This is a genomic window from Halorientalis salina, from assembly GCF_005049285.1.
Taxonomy (GTDB): domain Archaea; phylum Halobacteriota; class Halobacteria; order Halobacteriales; family Haloarculaceae; genus Halorientalis; species Halorientalis salina.
Genome location: NZ_SOSC01000011.1, coordinates 1 through 18,858, shown reverse-complemented (window position 1 = coordinate 18,858; position 18,858 = coordinate 1). Strand labels below are relative to the sequence as shown.

The window sequence follows — 18,858 nt, the reverse complement described above, 5'->3', positions numbered from 1 at the left end:
TGAGAGATGAGGCTTTCCAGGAGCACTGCGCTCGTCGTCGCAGGCCTGTTGTTGGTGTCTGTGACGCTGGTCGTCAGTGCCGCAACCGCCCCCGATCGTACCGTCGAGCGAGCCGACGCCGACGGCAACGCGACGGACGCCGCCGACGGCGATGCCGGCGTCCTCGTCGGGTCCCAGGGCGGCGGCCCCGAGTGGAAGAAGAAAGGCAGCGTCTACAGACTGGACGGGCAGGACGTGGCCTGGAAGATCAACGACCGCGACAGCTACTTCGACGTCACGCCGCTCTCCAACGGGAGCGTCGTCGCCGGCTTCATGCACAACGGTTACGAGAGCGACTGTGGCCCTTACGAGTCGCCGTGTACCAAGACCGGGTTCCGCGTCATCGACCCCACGACGGACGAGCCGAGGGTCGTCAACGAGTGGTCGTTCCCGCTTCGGACGCCGACACACAGCGAGGTCCACGACGTGGAACCGCTCGGGAACGGCCGCTTCCTCGTCGCCGACATGGAGTACGAGCGCCTCGTCGTCGTCGCCAACGGCTCGGTCGATTGGGAGTGGCACGCCGACTCGTTCTACGACGCGCCCGAGGACCCCACGAAGCGCGACTGGCTCCACATCAACGACGTCGACGTCATCGGCGAGGACCGATACCTGATATCGGTCCGGAACGCGAACCAACTGCTCGTCGTCGAACGCGGCGAGGGCGTCGTCGAGGTCGTCAACGAGGACCGGTCCGACGAGGATGATGATGCCTGTACTGGCGGCAGACAGCTCTCGGACTTCGACGGTGACGGCGACGTTCGCTGTGGCGACCCTGACGTGCTCGACCACCAGCACAACCCCCAGTGGCTCGGGAACGGGACGGTACTGGTCGCCGACAGCGACAACGACCGAGTCGTCGAACTCCACCGGTCCGAGGACGGCCGGTGGGAACCCGCGTGGTCGCTCGACAGCGCCGCCGGACTCGAACTGCACTGGCCGCGGGACGCCGACCGGCTCGAAAACGGCAACACGCTCGTGACCGACTCGCTCAACCGCCGGGTGTTCGAGGTGACCGAGGGTGGTGAGGTGGTCTGGAGCAAGGAGACGCCACTGATCCCCTACGAGGCGGACTCGCTGCCGCGAGGGGAGGTGACGACCTACGATCCGCTGGCGTCGGCGCGGAACGACACGAGGACACCGAACGCGACCGGGCTGGAGTACGAGGCCAGCGGAACCGTCGACGCCAGTGGTGACGTTCCAGTGCTCTCGCTGGCGCTCGTCGGCCTCCAGGCGCTGTATCCCAAACTCCCGGTCTGGTTCGGGGAACTCCAACTGGGACTGAGCGTCGTCGCCGTGTTCCTGATCGGGGGCGGTCTCGTCGACCGATACGGGATCGGACGCGGCCTCCTCGGCCGGCTGCGGGACCTCGGCTAGTCGAAGTAGTCGGCGAGACGCTGCGCCGCTTCCTCGACCCGGGGCGTCACCAGCGCGAAGCGGAACCACGCCGACCGGCGCTCGCCGAAGGCCTCGCCGGGCATCCCGGCGACGCCCGCCTCGTCGATGAGTCGCTCGACGTTGTCCATCGTCCCCGGGAACCCGTCGAACCGCGCCATGACGTAGAACCCCCCGTCCGGCGTGGTGTACTCCGCGCCGGCCGCGTCGAGCGCGTCGGTGAAAGCCTCGATTCTGGATTCCATTCGCCGTCGGTTCTCCGCGTAGTAGTCCGGCGGCGTCTCGCCCAGTGCGCGGTAGACGGCGACCTGCGCCGGGCGGCTGACGGTCAGGTTCGTCAGCATGTGGCGGGTCTTGATGCGCTCGATCAGACGCTCGGGATAGATCCCGTACCCCACCCGAAAGCCCGTGATCGCCATCGACTTCGAGAAGGAGTTGGTGACGACCCGGTTCGGGGAATCGACCGAGAGCGCGCTCTCGAACTCGCCGGTGTAATCGAAGTGGTCGTACACCTCGTCGCTGAGCAGCAAGGCGTCGTTGTCCTCGGCGATCCCGACGAGTTCCCGAACGGTATCGCCGGGATACACCGCCCCCGTGGGATTGTTGGGACTGTTGATGACGATCAGCGCGGTGTCGTCGCTCGCGACCTCTCGGACGGCGTCGGGATCGAGCCGTCCTGCCTCGTCGACCGGCACGTACCGGGCCCGGCCACCCAGCAGGTTCGTCCGCCCGGCGTAGTATGGGTAGACCGGGTCCGCGAGGATCACTTCGCTCCCGTCGTGTCGGGTCAGCCCCTCGGTCATGGCGAGGTGGTTCGCTTCCCCCGCCCCGCTTGTGACCAGCACTCGTTCGACGTCGACCCCGCGACGGGTGGCAATCTCCTCGCGCAGCGGTTGCCACCCCTCGCTGGCGGGATACTGGAACTCGGCGGGCTCGGCGTCGGCGTACTCACGGAGTCCGTCGCGGAGCGCTTCAGGTGGGTCCCAGTCTGGGTTGCCACTCACCATGTCGATGACGTCGCCCGAAGCCGCGTCCGCGTACTGCATCACCCGGAAGAACTGCGGCGTCTCGTAGTCCATACTGTCACTCCGGAGTCATCGACCGTGTGTCTTTCTCAACGGGACTGCACCACTCGAATCGGGAACGGAGAGGACGATTTATAGTCCGGAGGTTCGTTGCCCTCCACAATGGAACGTCCCTCGATACGGCAGAAACCATCGAAGGCACACATCGTGTGGACGCCGGACCCGGAGAAAGGCGTCAAACGGTTCGACGAGGAGTATCTCCAGAAGTGGTGTCGGCACATCGGATTCGATTTCGAGCGGTACAGTCGCGTCGACCACGAGCGGTCGGACGACTCGCGGACGCAGTACCAGTGCGTGTTCAGCTACCAGAAAGACAACAGCGAGTCCGTCGAGATGGACGGCGAGGAGTGGTCGATCGCGACCGAGAAGATGCCCCGGACCTTCGTCGAGATCGACGAGGAGGGCGTCCTGCGCGTCCAGGGGTGGTCGACCGAGCGGATCATCGACGTGGCCGAACTCTGGCACGACGGGGCGGAACTCATGATCCGGGCCGCGGACGAGGACGGGACGTTGCGTATCGACACCACTGATTTGACACCATAGCCGACAGGTTTCGACCCCAGGACTGGACGGCGAACGCGAGGTTTCTGACGGAAGGCATATGCGTCACCCGTTCGTGATTTCGCCCGGATGAACAAAGACGGCCACGTGCTGAACGCCGTGTTGTTGAGTATCGGGCTGGGCTACGTGCTCGAGCCCGCTGGCGATTTCTCTACGTTCCGGACTATCGCGGAAGTACTGATCCCCGTCACGCTCGGGGCGCTGTTCCCCGACGTCGACACTGCCTTCGGCCGTCACCGGAAGACGCTCCACAACTTCGGCGTGCTCGGGATCTTCCTGGCGTTCCCGGTCGTCTTCGGCAACCTCCAGTTCGTCTGGATCGGCGTGCTCACCCACTACGTCCTGGACCTGCTCGGGAGCAAGCGAGGGCTCGCGCTGTTGTACCCCTACGACGAGGAGTTCAGCGTCCCCTTCGGCGTCTCGACGAGCAGCAAGTACGCAAACACCGTGATGGTCGCGATCACGGCCTTCGAACTGGCGATCGCAGCGGCGCTCGTCTACGTTGCGCCTGCGTACCTCCCACAGACCGTCCTGGACGGCGTTACGACGTTCCTCGCCTAGTACACCCGAACGTCCTCGAACCGGCCGTCGTAGGCGATGTGGGACGGATGGGTCGGCTCGGTCCCCTGCAGGTAGAGCCGGTCGAACTTCTTCCAGGTGTTCTCCCAGCCCAGGTGTGCGAACTCCAGCTTACAGGAGAACGCGTGGCCGACGCCGTCGCGGTGGAAGACCCGGCGTGGCGACCCGGACTGTAACGCGTCGAGCAGTGCCGACTCGTCGGGGATCGGGTCCTCGAAGGCGGTCCAGACCTCGCCGATCGTCCGGGGGAGATGTGCGTACGACGAGCCGAAAGCCGGAAGGCCGGTCTCGCTCGCGATTTCGCGGGCGCGCTCGTTGTGCGTCCACCAGTGCTTCGGGTTGTACACCTCCACGCCGTCGATGAGTTTCCTGTACTGTCGAATGTCACCGATGTCGAGACTCACCGAGAGGAACTCGGGATGGGGAGCCAGGACCACGGCGCCCTGCCGTTTCAGTTCCTCCATCGCTCCCTGAAGGGTCAGGAAGTCGGGCACCGGTTCGGAGAGGCCCAGCGCCAGGACGTGTTTGCGGCGTTTCCAGTCACCGGTGAACAGCTCCCGGGCCGGAACGACGAGTAGGTCATCGTCGGAGAACCGCTCGGCGCGGGCCCGGATATCCGGCAACCGCTCGAAATGGGGGGCGTAGACGAGCACGTCGATCCCGCGCGCCTTCGCCTGGCGGACCACGTCCTCGTCGAGTACCTTCACGTGCGTGTCGACGCGAACCGCCGCCTCGTCGCGGGCCCCGGACATTACTCGGCCGAGCCTTCCCCCGGTCGAGACATAGGGATTGTGATTCATCGACTGCCGAACGTTTATACTGGTCGGGGGTCAGGTTGAGGATAATGCCCCAGTGGGAGTGTGCGATAGAGGGCGACTCGAAGGTCTTCGACCGCGTCGAGCACCTCATCATCCACCAGGCGACCGAGCACGAACGCATCGAGTGCAAAGTGTGTGGAGCCGTGCTCCCGGACGGCTACTTCGCGATCCGCCACGCCTTCGACGAGCACTCGCGAGCCGAGTACGTCCGGGCCTACGACGCCACGAGCGACGAAGTCCGCCGCCGCGAGAAGATCAAAGAGGCCGTCGAGGAGACCGCCGACCTCAAGGCCGTCGTCAAACGGCTCGAAGGCAACGACGGCGCGGTCTGATGGCGACCACGGCTGCCCGACGCGGGAAACTCAGAGCCACGCTGGCAGCCGGCGGCGTCGCCGTCGCCGGCACCGTCCTCTCGTTCGTCACAGCCATTCCGGTCGTCCTCGTTCTGCAACCCGGTTCTGACCTCGCTGTGTCTCCCCTGGGTTTCGCTGCCCTCTTCGTCGCGTCCTACGTCGGGTACGCGCTCGCCGGGGTCGCGTACCTCGCGTGGACCGGCCGCGGACTGGCGTACCTCGACGTCGACGTTCCGGACGGACGCGACCTCCTGTTCGTCGTCGTCGGTGTCGTCGGCGTCTTCGGTGCCGTCATCGCACTCGGCGCGCTGATCTCGCTGCTGGATACGCCGAGTACACCCCACAACCTCTTCGAGCCGGGGATGAATCCCCGTGTGCTGCTCGTCCTCATCCCGCTCGTCCTCTTCGTGAACGCGCCCGTCGAGGAATTCGTCTTCCGGAACGTCGTCCAGAAGCGCCTCGCCGAGACGTTCACTTCGTCGAGTGCGATCGTCCTGGCCAGTCTCATCTTCGCCGTCGTCCACCTGCCGGCCTACTACAACCCGGACCTCCGCGCGACAGCCGTCTCGCTGGGACTGGTCACCGTCGCCTCGCTCGTATTCGGGTACGTCTACGCCAAAACAAACAACATCCTCGTCCCCAGTGCCGTCCACGGTATCTACAACGCCGTCCAGATCGGCCTGTTCTACGTTTTCGTCACCGGCGAGCAGACGCTCCCGGCAGCCCTCCCCGCGATTCTGTGACCGTCACAGATCGGCGACCACGTCGGTCCCGCTGACGATCTCCGGGATCACGACCGTATCGGCACCGGCCCGCCGAGCCAGCGACTCGTACATCTCGTCACCGACCCGGATCACCAGTCTCGCATCCGGCGCGAGCTGGCTCGTCACGATCCCGATCTGAATGTTCACGTTCGAGTCGTCGATACCCGCGACCACGGCACCGGCACGCGTTATCCCCGCCTGCTCCAGTGCCGTTTCGCGGCGAGCGTCCCCCTGGACCGCGAGTACGCCCTCGCCGATGCGCTCTATATTCGACTCGTCCAGTTCGATGACGACGACGTCCTCGCCCCGGTTGGTCAGTTGCTCTGCGACCGTCCGACCGAACATCCCGTAGCCACAGATGATCGTATGGTCTGACAGCTCGTCGATGGAACTCTGTGTTTGCACGCGTCGTAGTTCCTCCCGAAACTGGCCACCGAACACGGTATTGAGAACCGATTCCCCGATCCACAATCCCGAGAGAATCAGCGCCGAGAACACCAGCAGTGCGAACGCTTTCGTCATCGTTTCCGGGCCACTGTGTGCCTCGAAGTACAGCTCGATACTCGTCGGATCGAGCAGCCAGAAGGCCGCATCGACGGCCCCGATTCCGGTCAGAGACACGAATCCGGCCATAGCGACCAGTACGATCGCGACGAACAACGAGATCGGAACCACCGCGTTCCGAATCCGACTTCGGAGCGGTCCAGCCGGCGGTGACACATCCGAGTGCTAGTGAAAGAACCTCATTAAAGAGTATGTAGGACACGTTGACAGTGGTCCGTCCCGCGGTGGGGAGACGCGCCTCGAACGCCGGCAATCACAGCCCGGACTGGGACCTAACGACACTCGGTCCATGCGGTCTCCGCTCGGGTAGACACGGGATAAAAAACGCGATTCGCTACGCTCGCCGTGGTCTTATCGCTCTTCGGAGTCCAGTACCCGGATCTGGTCGCCGCGAACCGTCACGGGGATCGGCACCGTTGCTTCGTACAGTTCGACCGTCACCTGGTCTTTCGACTCGTCGATGCGCTGGACCTGCGCTTTCTCGCCTTTGAACGGGCCGGCGATGAGTTCGACGATGTCCCCTTCGGCGATCCCTTCGACGTCCGGTTTCGGCGAGAGGAAGTGCTCGACTTCCGCGATGGAACTCTCCCCCTGGACGACGCCGTTGGCGTGAGGGACCTCGTCCAAGATGCGGTCGAACACGCTGTGGTCGTCGGCCTCGACCATCACGTAGCTGGTCAGCGAGTCGGGCGCCAGCGCGGCGTGGATGGTGTCCTCCTCGCGGTTCATGATCATGTCCGCGACGGTGCGTTCCTGGCTGGCCGTGGTTTTGACTGCGTAGATACCCATGATTAGGTCGGGATGAAGCTCATGAAGATGAAGATGATGAACCCGAGCAGGCCGACGAGGACGATGCCGGCTCCCGCGATCTTCGAGACCTGGGAGAACTCGTTCCACGACGGCGTGCTGGCTAACTTCAGCACGCGGACGTAGGAGGTGAGGTCGTACGGAACTTGCATGTCGGAAACTAACCGCTCCCCCTTTTTCTATCTATTGATGCCGATCAGCGGTGAAAGGAAGACGCGATGTCGATCAGGAGTGCGCAGCAAAGACGACCGGACGAGAGAGTTATTCGACGTAGTCGATGTCGTCGCCGCCACCGAGGTTCTTGGCGGCCTCTGCGGCCTCGCCCTCGTTTTTGCCGTAGATCTGCGGGCTCTCGACGCCCGTGACGACGATCATCGTCTCCATCTTACCCTCGAACTCCTGGTTGACCGAGGCACCCCAGATGATGCGCGCGTCGGGGTCGATGCGGTCGTAGATCTCCTCGACGACCCCTTCGGCCTCTTCGATGCTCATGTCCGGCCCACCGACGACGTTGACCAGGGCGCTGTTGGCCCCGTCGAACTCCACGTCCAACAACGGCGATCTGAGCGCCGAGCGGATCGAGTCCTGGGCCTTGTTCTCCGAATCGGACTCGCCGAGGCCGATCATCGCGACACCCCCGTTCTCCATGATGGTCCGAACGTCGGCGAAGTCGACGTTGACCAGGCCGGGCTTGGTGATCAGTTCCGTCATGCCCTTGACCGAGCGCATCAGCACGCGGTCGCAGATCTTGAAGGCGTCCTGCAACGGCATCGACGGCGCGTAATCGAGCAGGCGGTCGTTGGGCACGACGATCACCGTGTCCGAGACCGCGCGCAGTCGCTCCAGGCCGGCGTCGGCGTTGGCCCGCCGCCGTTCACCCTCCGCGGTGAAGGGAATCGTCACGATGGCGATGGTGAGCGCGCCCGCTTCCTGGGCGGCCTGTGCGACGACCGGCGCTGCACCGGTCCCGGTCCCGCCGCCGAGTCCGGCGGTGACGAAGACCATGTCGGAGCCGTCGATCGACTGCTGGATGTCCTCGATGTTCTCCTGTGCTGCCTCCTCGCCGATCTTGGGGACCGACCCGGCACCGCGACCGCCGGTCCGTTTCTTGCCGATGAGGATCTTGGTGTCGGCTTTCACCTCGTCCGCGAGGTGCTGGGCGTCCGTGTTCGCGGCAACGAGTTTGGCTCCGTGGATGCCTTCCTCGGTCATCCGCGTGACCGTGTTCCCGCCCGCACCGCCACAGCCGACGACGGTAATCTTCGTTTCGAGGTCCGTGACGACGCTCGCCAGTTCCTCGTCTGTCATCGTCCCGGACGTGGATACGTCGTCCGGGGACGGAGAGGTCCCCGAGTTCGCGGGTTCCTCGTTCCGTGGTTGGTCCTGCTCCTCCTCGCTGTCTTCCATCGCGTCGTTGATAATGGAGTCCATATTTAAATGTGGGATTGGGTACCAGGATTAATTATCTTTCCCCTAGTGTCAGACTCACGTCAGACGTTAATTATGTCGCGGTAGGAGGTAATTAAACTACACGGGAAAGCGGTCGACCTGTTCGGTACGTACTCGGTCCGGAGGGATGGTCTTCCCGTTGACACGCACGGGTTCGCCCTCCGTCAGTCGGCCGAACTTCGGTCCCTCGGGCACGCCCAGCGTCCGGGCTTTCCCCGGGTCGAACGCCGATTTCCGTGCGACAACGGCGTCCTCGCTCCGCTCGACGGTGTCGTACGTACGGTCGAGTAGTGGCAGTATACTGTCGATAAGTGTATCGTAATCTCCACTCGAACTGACCGCTGCCTGGCCCGCGACCCGGTTGCCGTTCTCCACCGTCTCGAACGCGAGCGCTTCGGCGACGACGGCATCCCTGGCTGCGCTCTGGTCGATGCCCTGGACCGTCGCTAGCAACTCCTCGGGAAGCTCGACGGTCTCGAAGTCGGTTTCCGGGTCGGCCCGTGCTGCGGGCGCTCCGAATCGCAGTCCCGCCTCGACCGGGACGAGCGCGTCTTCGAGTCGGTCGACCAGTCCGAGCGGAACCCCGTCGACCGCCTGGACCCAGCTCTCACCGACGACGCGATACCCCAGGTCGATCAGTTCCGCGGTTAAGTCCGGGTAGTCGCCGTCTACGATGGCGAACTCGGCGGCACTTTCGGCGAACGCCCGGTCGAGGAGGTCGCGGTTCGCGCTGGGATCGCCCATCGCGTCCAGCCCCCAGTCCGCTGCCAGGTGGCCGACGGCCCAGTCGGTTTCCCGGACGATCCGCCCGAACCGGGGGGCGTAGTGGCCACCGCCGAACCCGACGAGATGCCGTCGAACCGTCCCCGAACCGAGTGATGGCGGGGCGTCTTCCGGTTCCGCGTCGGGGCTGACGCCGCGGAGGTCCAGAATCGCCCGGGCGACCGCCCGGGCGGCCTGGGGGTTGTTCCAGTGTGGTTCCGCGCTGCCGAGTTCGACGAACATCGACGGGGCACCGACATCGGAGGGCCCGTGATGGGTACATTCCATCCCGACCTCGTACCCGGGCGGTGCGTGCTCGGCGAGCGCGTCTATGACTTCGCTGTGTGCGTTCGGACAGGTACGCGCCAGTTCGTCGTCCTCGCCCCCGTGATCCGCCGGACCGAAGTTGCCGGTGTAGTGGGCAGTCAGTAACGGTCCGGTTTCGCCGCTGTGGCGCGAGGCGAAGACGAGCAGGTCGAGGTTCGATTCGAAGACGCTCGCCACGTCGTCCAGATGGAGGTGCCACTCCTCGAACTCGCGGAGTTCGAACCCCTCGGTGCGATAGACGGTTCCGCCGCCCTCGGCGTCGGTGCGACTGTCGTCCGTCTCGGTCGTCCACGCTTCGAGGTCGCGGAGGTGGTCGCCGATGTGTTCGGACGCGCTGTCGGCCCGGGAGACGACGACCCCGATCATCAGTCTGCCCCCTCCGGGTTCGGTGTTCCGCCCATCGCTTCCCGGGCGGTGTTTCCGGCCAGTCCCAGCAGTTCGACGACGGCCTCCCGGCGTCTGACGAACAGCGCGACGCCGAGAACGACGTAGAGGCCGGTAAAGGCGAGCAAGAAGTCCTTACTGAGCGCTTCCGCCGCTTCCGGTGAGAGGGCCATCCCCTTGAGGATGTAGAACTCGATGAACACCTGTGAGAGGAAGAGTACGAGCAACGCGACGGCCTCGCGCAAGGAGATGGTGAAATCGACCAGGAGCGCCATCGCGAAGAAGGACTGGGCCGCAGTCAGCCAGATCTCCAGGGCCTGTTTGAAGTCGAACTGGAGCACGCCGTACTGCCCGAGCGCGACCGAGTAGACGACCGCGAGCGTCCCGATGAGCAGCGTCCACTGGTTCAGTTTCGAGGAGATGAGCGCGTTGAACCCGGCCGTCGAGCGGGCTTTCATCACGAGGACGGTCACGACGATGAGTTCCGGCGACTCGCTGGCCAGCGGTGCGATCCACTGGATCATGAAGAACTCGGGAATCCCGTTCTGCACGCCGATTTCTTCGAGGCCGTGGGCGAACGGCTCGACGGCGGTGAGTATCATCACCCCCGAGTAGGCAAACAGCGAGAGGACGACCGCGACCCGGGGTGCCTTCGAGTACGACTGGAAGTACGCCGGAACGCCGACGTGTGTATCCTGCCCCTCCGCGCCCGCCCTGATGATGATGCCGATATATGCGACGTAGAGGCCGACGAGGACGGCCGTGTCGAGGGCGTCGATGCCGCCGCCGAGCGGCACGAAAAACGCCCACAGCGTCGCGGCCGCGAGGAAGGTGATCTCCGTCGCGATGCCCGTATCGAGGTTGACGTAGTCGGCGAGGAAGCCGTCGCGGTGCGTGACGGACGTATCGCCGGCCTTCTCGGCCCGGAGAATCGTGAACAGCGCGATCCCGGACCAGCCCAGTCCGATGAGGATGCGGTTCGCGCCGGTCATGTTGGCGATGGCGAGGTTGCCCGCCTGGCGACCGGCCTCCGTCCCCGCCTGCGCCCCCGCGTTCCAGGCGTACAGCGCGTCGACGGCGTACTCGGGCGCGACCGCCAGGACGGCCAACACGGCCAGTGCGAACGCGCGCGGAACGTCCTTTTCAGCGGTCTCGGCACCCCACGCGAGCAGGAACGACGATCCGAGCACCGCGAGCCCGCTGATCAGGACGGTCCCTACCGATCCGAGCGTGGGATCGATCAGCCCGACTCCGATCCACGGAATCGTCAGCGCCAGCGTGGCGACGACCGCTGTGAGCGGATGGCGGAGTGCAGTCACTACCGGCAACAGACGGCATCCGAAGGAATGTCTTGCGGAACTGCGAGCGGTGCGGTTATGTCCGTCCCACCAGTGGCCCCGGTATGGACGTGTACGGACTCATCGGGAACCCCGTGGGGCACTCGCTGTCGCCGCCCATGCACGAGGCGGGCTACGAGGAACTCGACATCGACGCCCGCTACGTGACCTTCGAGCCGCCACAAGGAGAAGGGGCGACAGCCGTCGAAGCTGCCGAGACGCTCGACGTGGCCGGCCTCAACGTCACGATCCCGTTCAAGCAGGAGGTCATGGCAGCCGTCGATCCCGACGACCTGGCCCGGCGCATCGGTGCGGTCAACACCATCGACTTCTCGACGTCGCCGCCGACCGGCTACAACACGGACGCCGTCGGTGTGACGCGGGCGCTGGAGCACCACGACGTACCGCTCGCGGGCCGTGCGCTCGTCGTCGGCGCGGGCGGTGCCGGCCGCGCCGCCGCGTTCGGCCTCGCCGACGAGGGGATGACCGTCGACATCGCCAACCGGACCGTCGAGACCGCACACGAACTCGCCGACGAGGTCGACGGCGCGACCGGTCACGGTCTGGATGCCGTTCCGGACCTCCTCGCGGACGCGGACGTGCTGGTCAACGCCACCAGCGTCGGGATGAAAGAGGACCGGTCGCCGGTGCCGGCCGACGCACTGCACGGGGACTTAGCGGTGTTAGACGCCGTCTACGACCCCATCGAGACCCGACTCCTCCGGGATGCCGGCGCTGCGGGCGCGACGACGGTTGCCGGTAGTTGGATGTTACTGTATCAGGGTATCGAGGCGTTCGAGCGCTGGACGGGGGAGGTTGCGCCGGTCGAACCGATGAACGCGGCGCTACAAGAGCGGCTTTAAGTAGGCGGATTGACTATAACGACCCATGGGGCTGCTCAAGATTCTGAAAGCGGTCATGGGACTCAACGGTACCGGGTCCAGCACCGGTTCGAGCGCTGGCGATAACACGCGACAGGACGTCGATGTCTCCGTAGAGCACGAGCCGGAGCCGACGACGGAAACCGAAAGCGCAGTGAAAGGGACGGGGGACGTCGAGACGACGACCGATACCGAAACCACGACGGAGCCGACGGTCGAGTCCGAAGCCGAAGTCGAATCGGAACCCGAGACCGACGTAGACGAGAGCGACGAATCCGACGCCGAAGCCGCTGCCGCTTCCGAGGCCGACTCGGCCGACGACGGGGCAGAGACCGACGAACCCGCCGTCGAGGGCGCGGACGAATCGGTCGACACCATCAGTGGGATCGGTCCGGCCTACGCGGACCGACTCGGCGAGGTCGGCATCGAGACGGTCGGTGACCTCGCGGCGGCTGACGCGGCCGAGGTCGCATCCGAGACTGATCTCTCCGAGAAGCGCATTCAGGGTTGGATCGACGACGCACGCGGCGACGAGTAGAACCGCAAAACGGTTACTTTCCCTTCTCCTCTCTTTCCCTGATGACTCAGCCGACGGTCGTGACCGACAGGGATCAGTTCCGGGCAGTCGCCGGAACGGTTGCGCCCGGAACGCGCGTCCCCGTCGAGGTCCGGGTGACGGTCACGGACCCGTTCGATGCCTACCGACGCGCCCGCGAGGGCGACGGTCGCGGGGGCGTCTACCTGGAGACGACCGGCGGTCAAACCGGGTGGGGCTACTTCGGCGTGGATCCTATCGAACAGTGCTCGGTCGGCCCCGACGACGGCCCGGCACTGCCGACACTCGCCGACAGACTCGCGGCCGAGGCACTGGCCCGAGGCGACTGCGACGTACCCTATCCCTGCGGGGCGGTCGGTTGGCTCTCCTACGACGCCGTCCGGGAACTGGAGGACCTGCCGACCGACGCCGTCCATGACCGGGACTTGCCCCGCCTGCAACTGGCGATCTACGACTGTCTGGCCGCCTGGGAAGAGCCCCGGGACTCGCCCATGACGCTCCGCGTGACTGCCTGTCCGCGGATCGATCCCGACGGCGACGTGGGGGTGCCCGTCGACGCCGCCTTCGAGGCGGGTCTCGACCGTGCGCGCTGGCTGGCCGATCGAGCGGTCGACGGCGACCCCACTGTCGGCCCGCCGCCGGTCCCCGAGCGGTCGACTGCACGATTCGAGAGCGAGTACACGCGCGAAGGGTTCGCCGCGCGCGTCGACCGCGTCAAGACGTACGTCCGGGACGGCGACACGTTCCAGGCGAACGTCTCTCAGCGGCTGTCGGCTCCGGCCGCGGTCCACCCGGTCGAGGCGTTCGACGCGCTCCGCGAGGTCAACCCCGCGCCCTACTCCGCGCTCGTCGAGTTCCCCGGCGTCGACCTGGTCAGCGCCAGCCCGGAACTGCTGCTCCACCGCGACGGCGACTCGCTCGTCACGGAACCGATCGCCGGGACGCGTCCGAGGGGTGAGACGAGGGCGGAAGACCGGACGCTTGAGTCGGACCTGCGACACGACGAGAAAGAGCGCGCCGAACACGCGATGCTGGTCGACCTGGAGCGCAACGACCTCGGGAAGGTGAGCGAGTACGGGAGCGTCGAGGTGACCGACTACCGCCGGGTCGACCGTTATAGCGAGGTGATGCACCTCGTCTCGAAGGTCGAGGGCCGCCTCCGTGCCGGGGCTGATCTGGCCGACGCGATCGCAGCGGTGTTCCCCGGTGGGACCATCACCGGCGCACCGAAACCCCGAACGATGGAGATCATCGACGAGGTCGAGGCGACTCGCCGGGGGCCGTACACCGGCTCCATCGGGATATTCGGGTTCGACGGCCGGGCCACGCTGAACATCGTCATCCGGACGCTCGTCAGATACGACGAGGAGTATCACCTCCGGGTCGGCGCGGGGATCGTCCACGATTCGGACCCCGAGCGCGAGTACGACGAGACGCTCGACAAGGCGCGCGCGCTGGTGGCCGCCGTGGACGAGGCGCTGGGCCGACGCGGCGACCTCGCCGTCGAAGGCACAGCACTCGACGGAGGCAGGGACCGATGACGCTCCGGGTCCTCGTGATCGACAACTACGACTCGTTCGCCTACAATCTCGTCCAGTACGTCGGTGACGTTGTCACGTCACCAGGCTCTGGGACGCGGTCCCAGAACGTCGGGGAGGTCGTCACTGATCCCGACTTGGGCGTCGTGGAACGCGATGCGCCCGGGGAGGTACTTGTCCGGCGAAACGACGATATTACCGTTGAGGGAATCCGCGATCTCGACCCGGACGGCATCGTCGTCTCGCCCGGTCCCGGGACGCCCGCGGACGCCGGCGTCTCGATGCCCGTCTTCGGGGAACTGGACTACCCGACGCTGGGCGTGTGTCTCGGCCACCAGGCGCTCTGTGCGGCCAACGGTGCCCCAGTCGGTCACGCTGAGGCGGTCGTCCACGGGAAACCCTCGACCGTCGAACACGATGGGACGGGGCTGTTCGCCGACCTGCCCGAGCGCTTCGAGGTGGGGCGCTACCACTCGCTGGCCGTCGAGCGCGAGGATCTGCCAGCGGACCTCGTCGAGACGGCCTGGACCGTCGAAGACGGTCCCGGCGAGGACGAACCGGGCGTCGTCATGGGCGTACGCCACCGAGAGCGCCCGCACTTCGGCGTGCAGTTCCACCCCGAGAGCATCCTCACCGACGCGGGAAAACGACTGATCGCAGCCTTCTGTCACCAATGTCAGACTACCAGTACCACGTAGACGGCGAGATCGTTCCGGCCGACGACGCGACCGTGAGCGTCCGCGACCGCGGGTTCATGTACGGCGACGCGGCCTTCGAGACGCTCCGGGCCTACGGCGGTGACGTCTTCCGGTGGCCGGCCCACGAAGCCCGGTTGCGCCGGACCTGCGAGACGCTGGGCTTCGCCGAGGCGGTTCCAGAGGACCTCCGCGAGCGCGTTCGGGAGACGCTCGCGGCCAACGACCTCGACGACGCCTACGTCAGGCTCTCCGTGACCCGCGGCGTCCAGCCCGGGAAACTCACCCCGGACCCCGACGTCGACCCCACGATCGTGGTCGTCGTCACGGAACTCCCGCGTGGCGGTGTCAGCGGAACGAAACCCTGGGACGACCCCGCGGTGGTCCAGACTGTCAGGACCCGGCGGACGCCGAGCGAGGCCGTCCCCGCGGACGCGAAAACACACAACTACCTCAACGGCATCCACGCTCGCCTGGAACTCCGCCGGGCCGCGACCGACGAGTTCGCCGCCGACGAGGCCCTGATCCGGACGACCGACGGCGCGATCGCGGAGGGCGCGACGAGCAACGTGTTTTTCGTCGACGGCGGCGTCCTCAAGACCCCCAGCGACGACTGCGACATCCTCCCGGGCGTGACTCGCGATACGGTGATCGATCTCGCACAGGGCGAGGACTTCGAGATCGAAGCCGGCCGCTACGAAGTAGAGGACCTCCGCGAGGCCGACGAGGCCTTCCTGACGAACACGACCTGGGAGGTCCGTCCTATTGATTCCGTCGACGGCATCGACGTGGGAAGCGGCCCGATGACCCAACTCCTCGGACGACTGTTCGACGAACGCGTCGAGCGCCGGCACTACGAGTCGAGCGACGACGCGTAGCGCTTGGATCGGTCAGACGCTCACTCGACGTCTCGCCGCTCGGTTCCCTCGACGTCGAGGACGAGGTCCGGCCCGTACGCTCCGGCGGGCGTCTGGTACCCCGCGGGTGCGTCACCGTCGAGCGCGCGCGTCGCGGTTTCGAGGGCCGTGTCGACCGTCAAGGCGTAAGTCTCGGGCGTCTCCAGGAGTGTGACGGCGCGCTCGCCGTCGTCCGTCGTCGCCTCGCCCCACAGGTAGCTCCGACCCTGCTCGCGCTGGCGCTCGCTCGGGCCGTCGACGGTCGCATCGATGAGTCCCTTGAGCGTCGACTTCACCGGGCCACAGCCCAGGAAGGGGGATAGCAGACCGCTTCCTCGCATCGACCAGACCACCGGTTCGGGCATGGCGGCGTAGACCTCGATGTTCGGAACGCCAGTCGTGTGGTACGCCGTCACGAGGTCGCCCCACGGGATGGTTGCGGCCGTGCGTTCCCCCCGACCGAAGTCGATGCGTCGGGTTCTGTGTGCCGGCGGGACCCGTTCGAGCAATCCGTCGCGGCGAACGTACCCGCCCTCGCCGAGGAACTCGACGGCGGTCTTGGCCGTGCCTCCCGAGAGACTCGTGAGCGCCTCGAACCCGAGCGCGAGGTGGGTCGCGTCGGGCAGGCGATCGGCGAGGTGGGCGGCCAGACAGTCCGTCGGGACCACGTCGAAGCCGACGCCCGACATGAGCATCACGCCGGCCTCGGCGGCGGCCTCGTCGTAGCCGGCAACGCCCTGGAACACGTCGATCTCGCCGGTGATATCGAGGTAGTGCGTCTCCGAGTCGATACAGGCCTCGACGAGCGGTTCGTACGTGTCGACGAACGGGCCGGCGCAGTTCAGAACCACGTCGACGTCCGCGAGCGCGTCCGTGACATCGTCGTCCGCGAGGTCGATGGTTCGTCCCGGGCAGTCTAACTCCGCTGCCTGTCGTGAGACCTTTCGCTCCGTCCGACCGGCGAGTATCGGTGTCAGTCCCCGGCCGACGGCCTCGTCGGCGATTAGTTCCCCCGTGTACCCGTAAGAGCCGTAGATGAGCAACTCGCCCATACGTGGCCACTCGGGCGGGAGTGCCGTCAACCTGACGAGAGGGTCCCGTTTCGGGCGAACAGCCGGGGGAAAATCATCCCTCCCTATCGGGTATCCCGGGCAGCGACCGAGATCGAGATGCTACTGGAGGCGTCGAACGAACCCAGTATCTTGTTAGTCGTCCCGGGTACGGCGAGTCGCGACTTCGGGACGGAAGTCGTCATCCCGCTCCCGGCTGTGACCGAGGAGACGTGACCGTCGACCCGCAATCGTATCCTTGAAATCGGCCGCCCCGCAACCCGAGATATGACCGGAGACGGGTCGATAACGTCCGTCGCGGACGTCCCCGACGATTCGACGTTCCTGTTCACCGTCCGGAACACCGAGACCGACGAACGGAAGGAAGCGATACTGGTCCGGTTGAACGACGAGCACAACGACGACGAGGACGCCATCACGGGCTGGCTGAACTACTGCCAGCACTTCACGCACATCAAACTCGACAAGGGGTCGGGCGCACCCATGCGCGACGGTGAACTCGTCTGTGCGAACCACGGGGCCTACTTCGAGTCCGACACCGGCCGCTGTACCTACGGTCCCTGTGAAGGCGCGTATCTCACGGAACTCGACCTCGAAATCGAGGACGGAACGGTGTCCCTCGCGGACGACGACTACGAGTTCGTGGCCACTGGCCCGATGGAAACCGACGACCTGGACCTGTCCTCGAAGTCCAACTACGAGTTCTGACGCGCCTGCGGCTGGTACTTGAGTCCCCCGGAGGTCCCCAGCACGACCAGGACGACGCCGACCAGCGTCAACAACACGGCCGCCGCGAACAGCCCGATCGATCCCACGCCGAACCGGACGGCGAGGTCGATCCCGTTCGGGAGTCCGACCACGAGGGCCGCACCGAGGAGCGTCATGACTCGCTGGCGTCGTGTGAACGGCTGCTCGCCGAGCAACCGCTTCGAGCTCCGACCGGGAATCGCCAGGCCCGCAGCGACGGTCGTCATCCCCCAGATGATGGCTTTGAGCGACGCGAACAGCGTCGGCCCGAACAGCGACGTGACGGACGGCCCCGTCCCCCGCGTTCCCTCGAGACCGGACGACCCGACGTAGCCACTCAACAGCGGTGGGTACGCCAGCGTCACGATCCCGCCAAACAGCGCGACGAACCCACCCACCACCAGTACCGTCCGAGCGACGGCTCCGACCGTTCCCCGCACACCCGGACTGTCCACGGTCTCCCCCCTATAGTTTGCTACTCGACTGACGTTTGCCACCTGATGGGCACTGAGAATGCGGGCCCGAATCGGACAGTTCCCGCACTGCTTACCGCCAGTCACTCGATCCGAAAGGCCGGTTCCTCGACGGACTCGCTCTTGCAGTCCGGGCACCGACTCGGTCGGTTGATGAGGTCGTCGAAGTCGTCGAACCCGCAGTCCCGGCAGGTCGGCGGGGCGACCAGCAGTTGCTCGTCGGTGGAGTCCAGCGACTGGGCGATGTGTTCGACGTGACTCACGGCTGTACTGGCCTGGATCTCGAAGTCACGAGCGATCGCCGCCGCCGTCAGCGCCTCCTCCCGGAGTCGGTCCGCAACACGCTCGCGGGTCGTTTGGTCCGTCTTCGCCTCGCGCATGTCGGGTGTTCGGGATGGAGTCTCAAATACGCTTCCCCAACCACTTTTTTACGTCGGGGGGTCGCCGGTGGCGACCCCCCATCGCAAAAACCTGGACTAAAAACTGCCGGACGCTCGTTACACTCGCGTCCGGTGAACCGCCTCGCTCGCGCTGCTCGCTCGGCGGATGCTTGTTTGCTCACTGTACCTGCGTATTGACCAACGGGGATTGTTCGTTTCGTAGATAAGAAATATACTGTTCCTCGCTCAATCTAGATGCATGGTCCGGGATCATTGGTCTTTAGTTAGGCCTCACACCTCGGTTGCGTAGCGGTAGCGAGCGTCTCTTGTAAGATCGGTCGTTGCTTGTGGATCTTCTGGGCATCTTCGATCAGTCGCTCCAACAGTGGCGGTGGTGA

22 protein-coding genes are annotated in these 18,858 nt (G+C 65.8%); 11 read left to right on the top strand and 11 right to left on the bottom strand.

The features are described from left to right. Positions 1 to 6: 6 nt before the first annotated feature. Positions 7 to 1,416 (top strand): aryl-sulfate sulfotransferase, encoded by a 1,410-nt coding sequence (locus E2481_RS15800; RefSeq protein ID WP_136718133.1) that lies wholly within the window; start codon positions 7 to 9, stop codon positions 1,414 to 1,416. Here E2481_RS15800 and E2481_RS15795 read toward each other — a convergent pair. Beyond that, positions 1,413 to 2,513, bottom strand: coding sequence for a pyridoxal phosphate-dependent aminotransferase (locus E2481_RS15795; protein WP_136718132.1), 1,101 nt, complete (start codon positions 2,511 to 2,513; stop codon positions 1,413 to 1,415). The two genes, E2481_RS15800 and E2481_RS15795, sit on opposite strands and share 4 nt — an antisense overlap. Positions 2,514 to 2,621: 108 nt before the next feature. Here E2481_RS15795 and E2481_RS15790 point away from each other — a divergent pair, with 108 nt between their 5' ends. Both E2481_RS15790 and E2481_RS15785 read left to right on the top strand, forming a co-directional pair. After that, entirely contained in the window at positions 2,622 to 3,062 is a 441-nt protein-coding gene (locus E2481_RS15790; protein WP_136718131.1) for a hypothetical protein, read from the top strand. 87 nt (positions 3,063 to 3,149) lie between these two features. Beyond that, positions 3,150 to 3,641 (top strand): metal-dependent hydrolase, encoded by a 492-nt coding sequence (locus E2481_RS15785; protein WP_136718130.1) that lies wholly within the window; start codon positions 3,150 to 3,152, stop codon positions 3,639 to 3,641. Here the strand turns inward: E2481_RS15785 and E2481_RS15780 are convergent. Next, a complete protein-coding gene (locus E2481_RS15780; RefSeq protein ID WP_136718129.1) occupies positions 3,638 to 4,411 on the bottom strand; it encodes a PHP domain-containing protein in 774 nt (257 codons plus the stop codon). The two genes, E2481_RS15785 and E2481_RS15780, sit on opposite strands and share 4 nt — an antisense overlap. A gap of 92 nt (positions 4,412 to 4,503) precedes the next feature. Here E2481_RS15780 and E2481_RS15775 point away from each other — a divergent pair, with 92 nt between their 5' ends. After that, positions 4,504 to 4,809 carry a DUF7565 family protein gene (locus tag E2481_RS15775; protein ID WP_136718128.1) on the top strand — a complete coding sequence of 102 codons (306 nt, stop codon included), beginning with the start codon at positions 4,504 to 4,506 and terminating at the stop codon, positions 4,807 to 4,809. Beyond that, entirely contained in the window at positions 4,809 to 5,573 is a 765-nt protein-coding gene (locus E2481_RS15770) for a CPBP family intramembrane glutamic endopeptidase (RefSeq protein ID WP_136718127.1), read from the top strand. Before E2481_RS15775 ends, E2481_RS15770 begins: the two co-directional genes overlap by 1 nt. A 3-nt stretch (positions 5,574 to 5,576) precedes the next feature. Here the strand turns inward: E2481_RS15770 and E2481_RS15765 are convergent, their stop codons facing one another. The 6 genes from E2481_RS15765 to E2481_RS15740 form a co-directional block, all read right to left on the bottom strand. Further along, positions 5,577 to 6,227 carry a potassium channel family protein gene (locus E2481_RS15765; RefSeq protein ID WP_136718126.1) on the bottom strand — a complete coding sequence of 217 codons (651 nt, stop codon included), beginning with the start codon at positions 6,225 to 6,227 and terminating at the stop codon, positions 5,577 to 5,579. Between the two features lie 282 nt (positions 6,228 to 6,509). Beyond that, positions 6,510 to 6,947, bottom strand: a complete 438-nt coding sequence (locus E2481_RS15760) for a transcription elongation factor Spt5 (RefSeq protein ID WP_136718125.1) — start codon at positions 6,945 to 6,947, stop codon at positions 6,510 to 6,512. A gap of 2 nt (positions 6,948 to 6,949) precedes the next feature. Beyond that, positions 6,950 to 7,117: a protein translocase SEC61 complex subunit gamma gene (locus tag E2481_RS15755; RefSeq protein ID WP_136718124.1), complete on the bottom strand. Its 168-nt coding sequence runs from the start codon at positions 7,115 to 7,117 to the stop codon at positions 6,950 to 6,952. Positions 7,118 to 7,226: 109 nt separating this feature from the next. Beyond that, positions 7,227 to 8,396 (bottom strand): cell division protein FtsZ, encoded by a 1,170-nt coding sequence (ftsZ, locus tag E2481_RS15750; protein WP_136718123.1) that lies wholly within the window; start codon positions 8,394 to 8,396, stop codon positions 7,227 to 7,229. A gap of 96 nt (positions 8,397 to 8,492) precedes the next feature. Further along, positions 8,493 to 9,869 (bottom strand): D-aminoacyl-tRNA deacylase, encoded by a 1,377-nt coding sequence (locus E2481_RS15745; protein ID WP_136718122.1) that lies wholly within the window; start codon positions 9,867 to 9,869, stop codon positions 8,493 to 8,495. Further along, entirely contained in the window at positions 9,869 to 11,206 is a 1,338-nt protein-coding gene (locus tag E2481_RS15740; RefSeq protein ID WP_136718121.1) for a sodium:calcium antiporter, read from the bottom strand. Before E2481_RS15740 ends, E2481_RS15745 begins: the two co-directional genes overlap by 1 nt. Positions 11,207 to 11,289: 83 nt before the next feature. Between E2481_RS15740 and E2481_RS15735 the strand changes: the two genes are divergently transcribed. Genes E2481_RS15735 through E2481_RS15715 form a run of 5 tightly spaced genes read left to right on the top strand, consistent with a single transcriptional unit; the run spans position 11,290 to position 15,772 of the window. Then, positions 11,290 to 12,087: a shikimate dehydrogenase gene (locus tag E2481_RS15735; protein WP_136718120.1), complete on the top strand. Its 798-nt coding sequence runs from the start codon at positions 11,290 to 11,292 to the stop codon at positions 12,085 to 12,087. Positions 12,088 to 12,112: 25 nt separating this feature from the next. After that, positions 12,113 to 12,643, top strand: coding sequence for a helix-hairpin-helix domain-containing protein (locus E2481_RS15730; protein ID WP_136718119.1), 531 nt, complete (start codon positions 12,113 to 12,115; stop codon positions 12,641 to 12,643). 41 nt (positions 12,644 to 12,684) lie between these two features. Continuing rightward, positions 12,685 to 14,202, top strand: coding sequence for an aminodeoxychorismate synthase, component I (gene pabB / locus E2481_RS15725; protein WP_136718118.1), 1,518 nt, complete (start codon positions 12,685 to 12,687; stop codon positions 14,200 to 14,202). Further along, on the top strand, positions 14,199 to 14,897 hold the full coding sequence (locus E2481_RS15720) for an anthranilate synthase component II (RefSeq protein WP_136718117.1): 699 nt from the start codon (positions 14,199 to 14,201) through the stop codon (positions 14,895 to 14,897). Before pabB ends, E2481_RS15720 begins: the two co-directional genes overlap by 4 nt. Next, positions 14,873 to 15,772: an aminotransferase class IV gene (locus tag E2481_RS15715; protein ID WP_136718116.1), complete on the top strand. Its 900-nt coding sequence runs from the start codon at positions 14,873 to 14,875 to the stop codon at positions 15,770 to 15,772. The genes E2481_RS15720 and E2481_RS15715 overlap by 25 nt, the downstream gene beginning before the upstream one ends. Before the next feature lie 20 nt (positions 15,773 to 15,792). Here E2481_RS15715 and E2481_RS15710 read toward each other — a convergent pair whose 3' ends face one another. After that, the gene (locus tag E2481_RS15710; RefSeq protein WP_136718115.1) at positions 15,793 to 16,842 is read right to left on the bottom strand and encodes a saccharopine dehydrogenase family protein; all 1,050 of its coding nucleotides are present in this window, start codon (positions 16,840 to 16,842) and stop codon (positions 15,793 to 15,795) included. Positions 16,843 to 17,127: 285 nt separating this feature from the next. Between E2481_RS15710 and E2481_RS15705 the strand changes: the two genes are divergently transcribed. Next, positions 17,128 to 17,568, top strand: a complete 441-nt coding sequence (locus E2481_RS15705) for a Rieske (2Fe-2S) protein (RefSeq protein WP_136718114.1) — start codon at positions 17,128 to 17,130, stop codon at positions 17,566 to 17,568. On the opposite strand, the gene E2481_RS15700 is transcribed toward E2481_RS15705, so the two are convergent. Both E2481_RS15700 and E2481_RS15695 read right to left on the bottom strand, forming a co-directional pair. Continuing rightward, positions 17,556 to 18,047 carry a hypothetical protein gene (locus E2481_RS15700; protein ID WP_136718113.1) on the bottom strand — a complete coding sequence of 164 codons (492 nt, stop codon included), beginning with the start codon at positions 18,045 to 18,047 and terminating at the stop codon, positions 17,556 to 17,558. The two genes, E2481_RS15705 and E2481_RS15700, sit on opposite strands and share 13 nt — an antisense overlap. 116 nt (positions 18,048 to 18,163) lie before the next feature. Next, positions 18,164 to 18,460: a transcriptional regulator gene (locus E2481_RS15695; protein ID WP_136718112.1), complete on the bottom strand. Its 297-nt coding sequence runs from the start codon at positions 18,458 to 18,460 to the stop codon at positions 18,164 to 18,166. Positions 18,461 to 18,858: the final 398 nt, after the last annotated feature.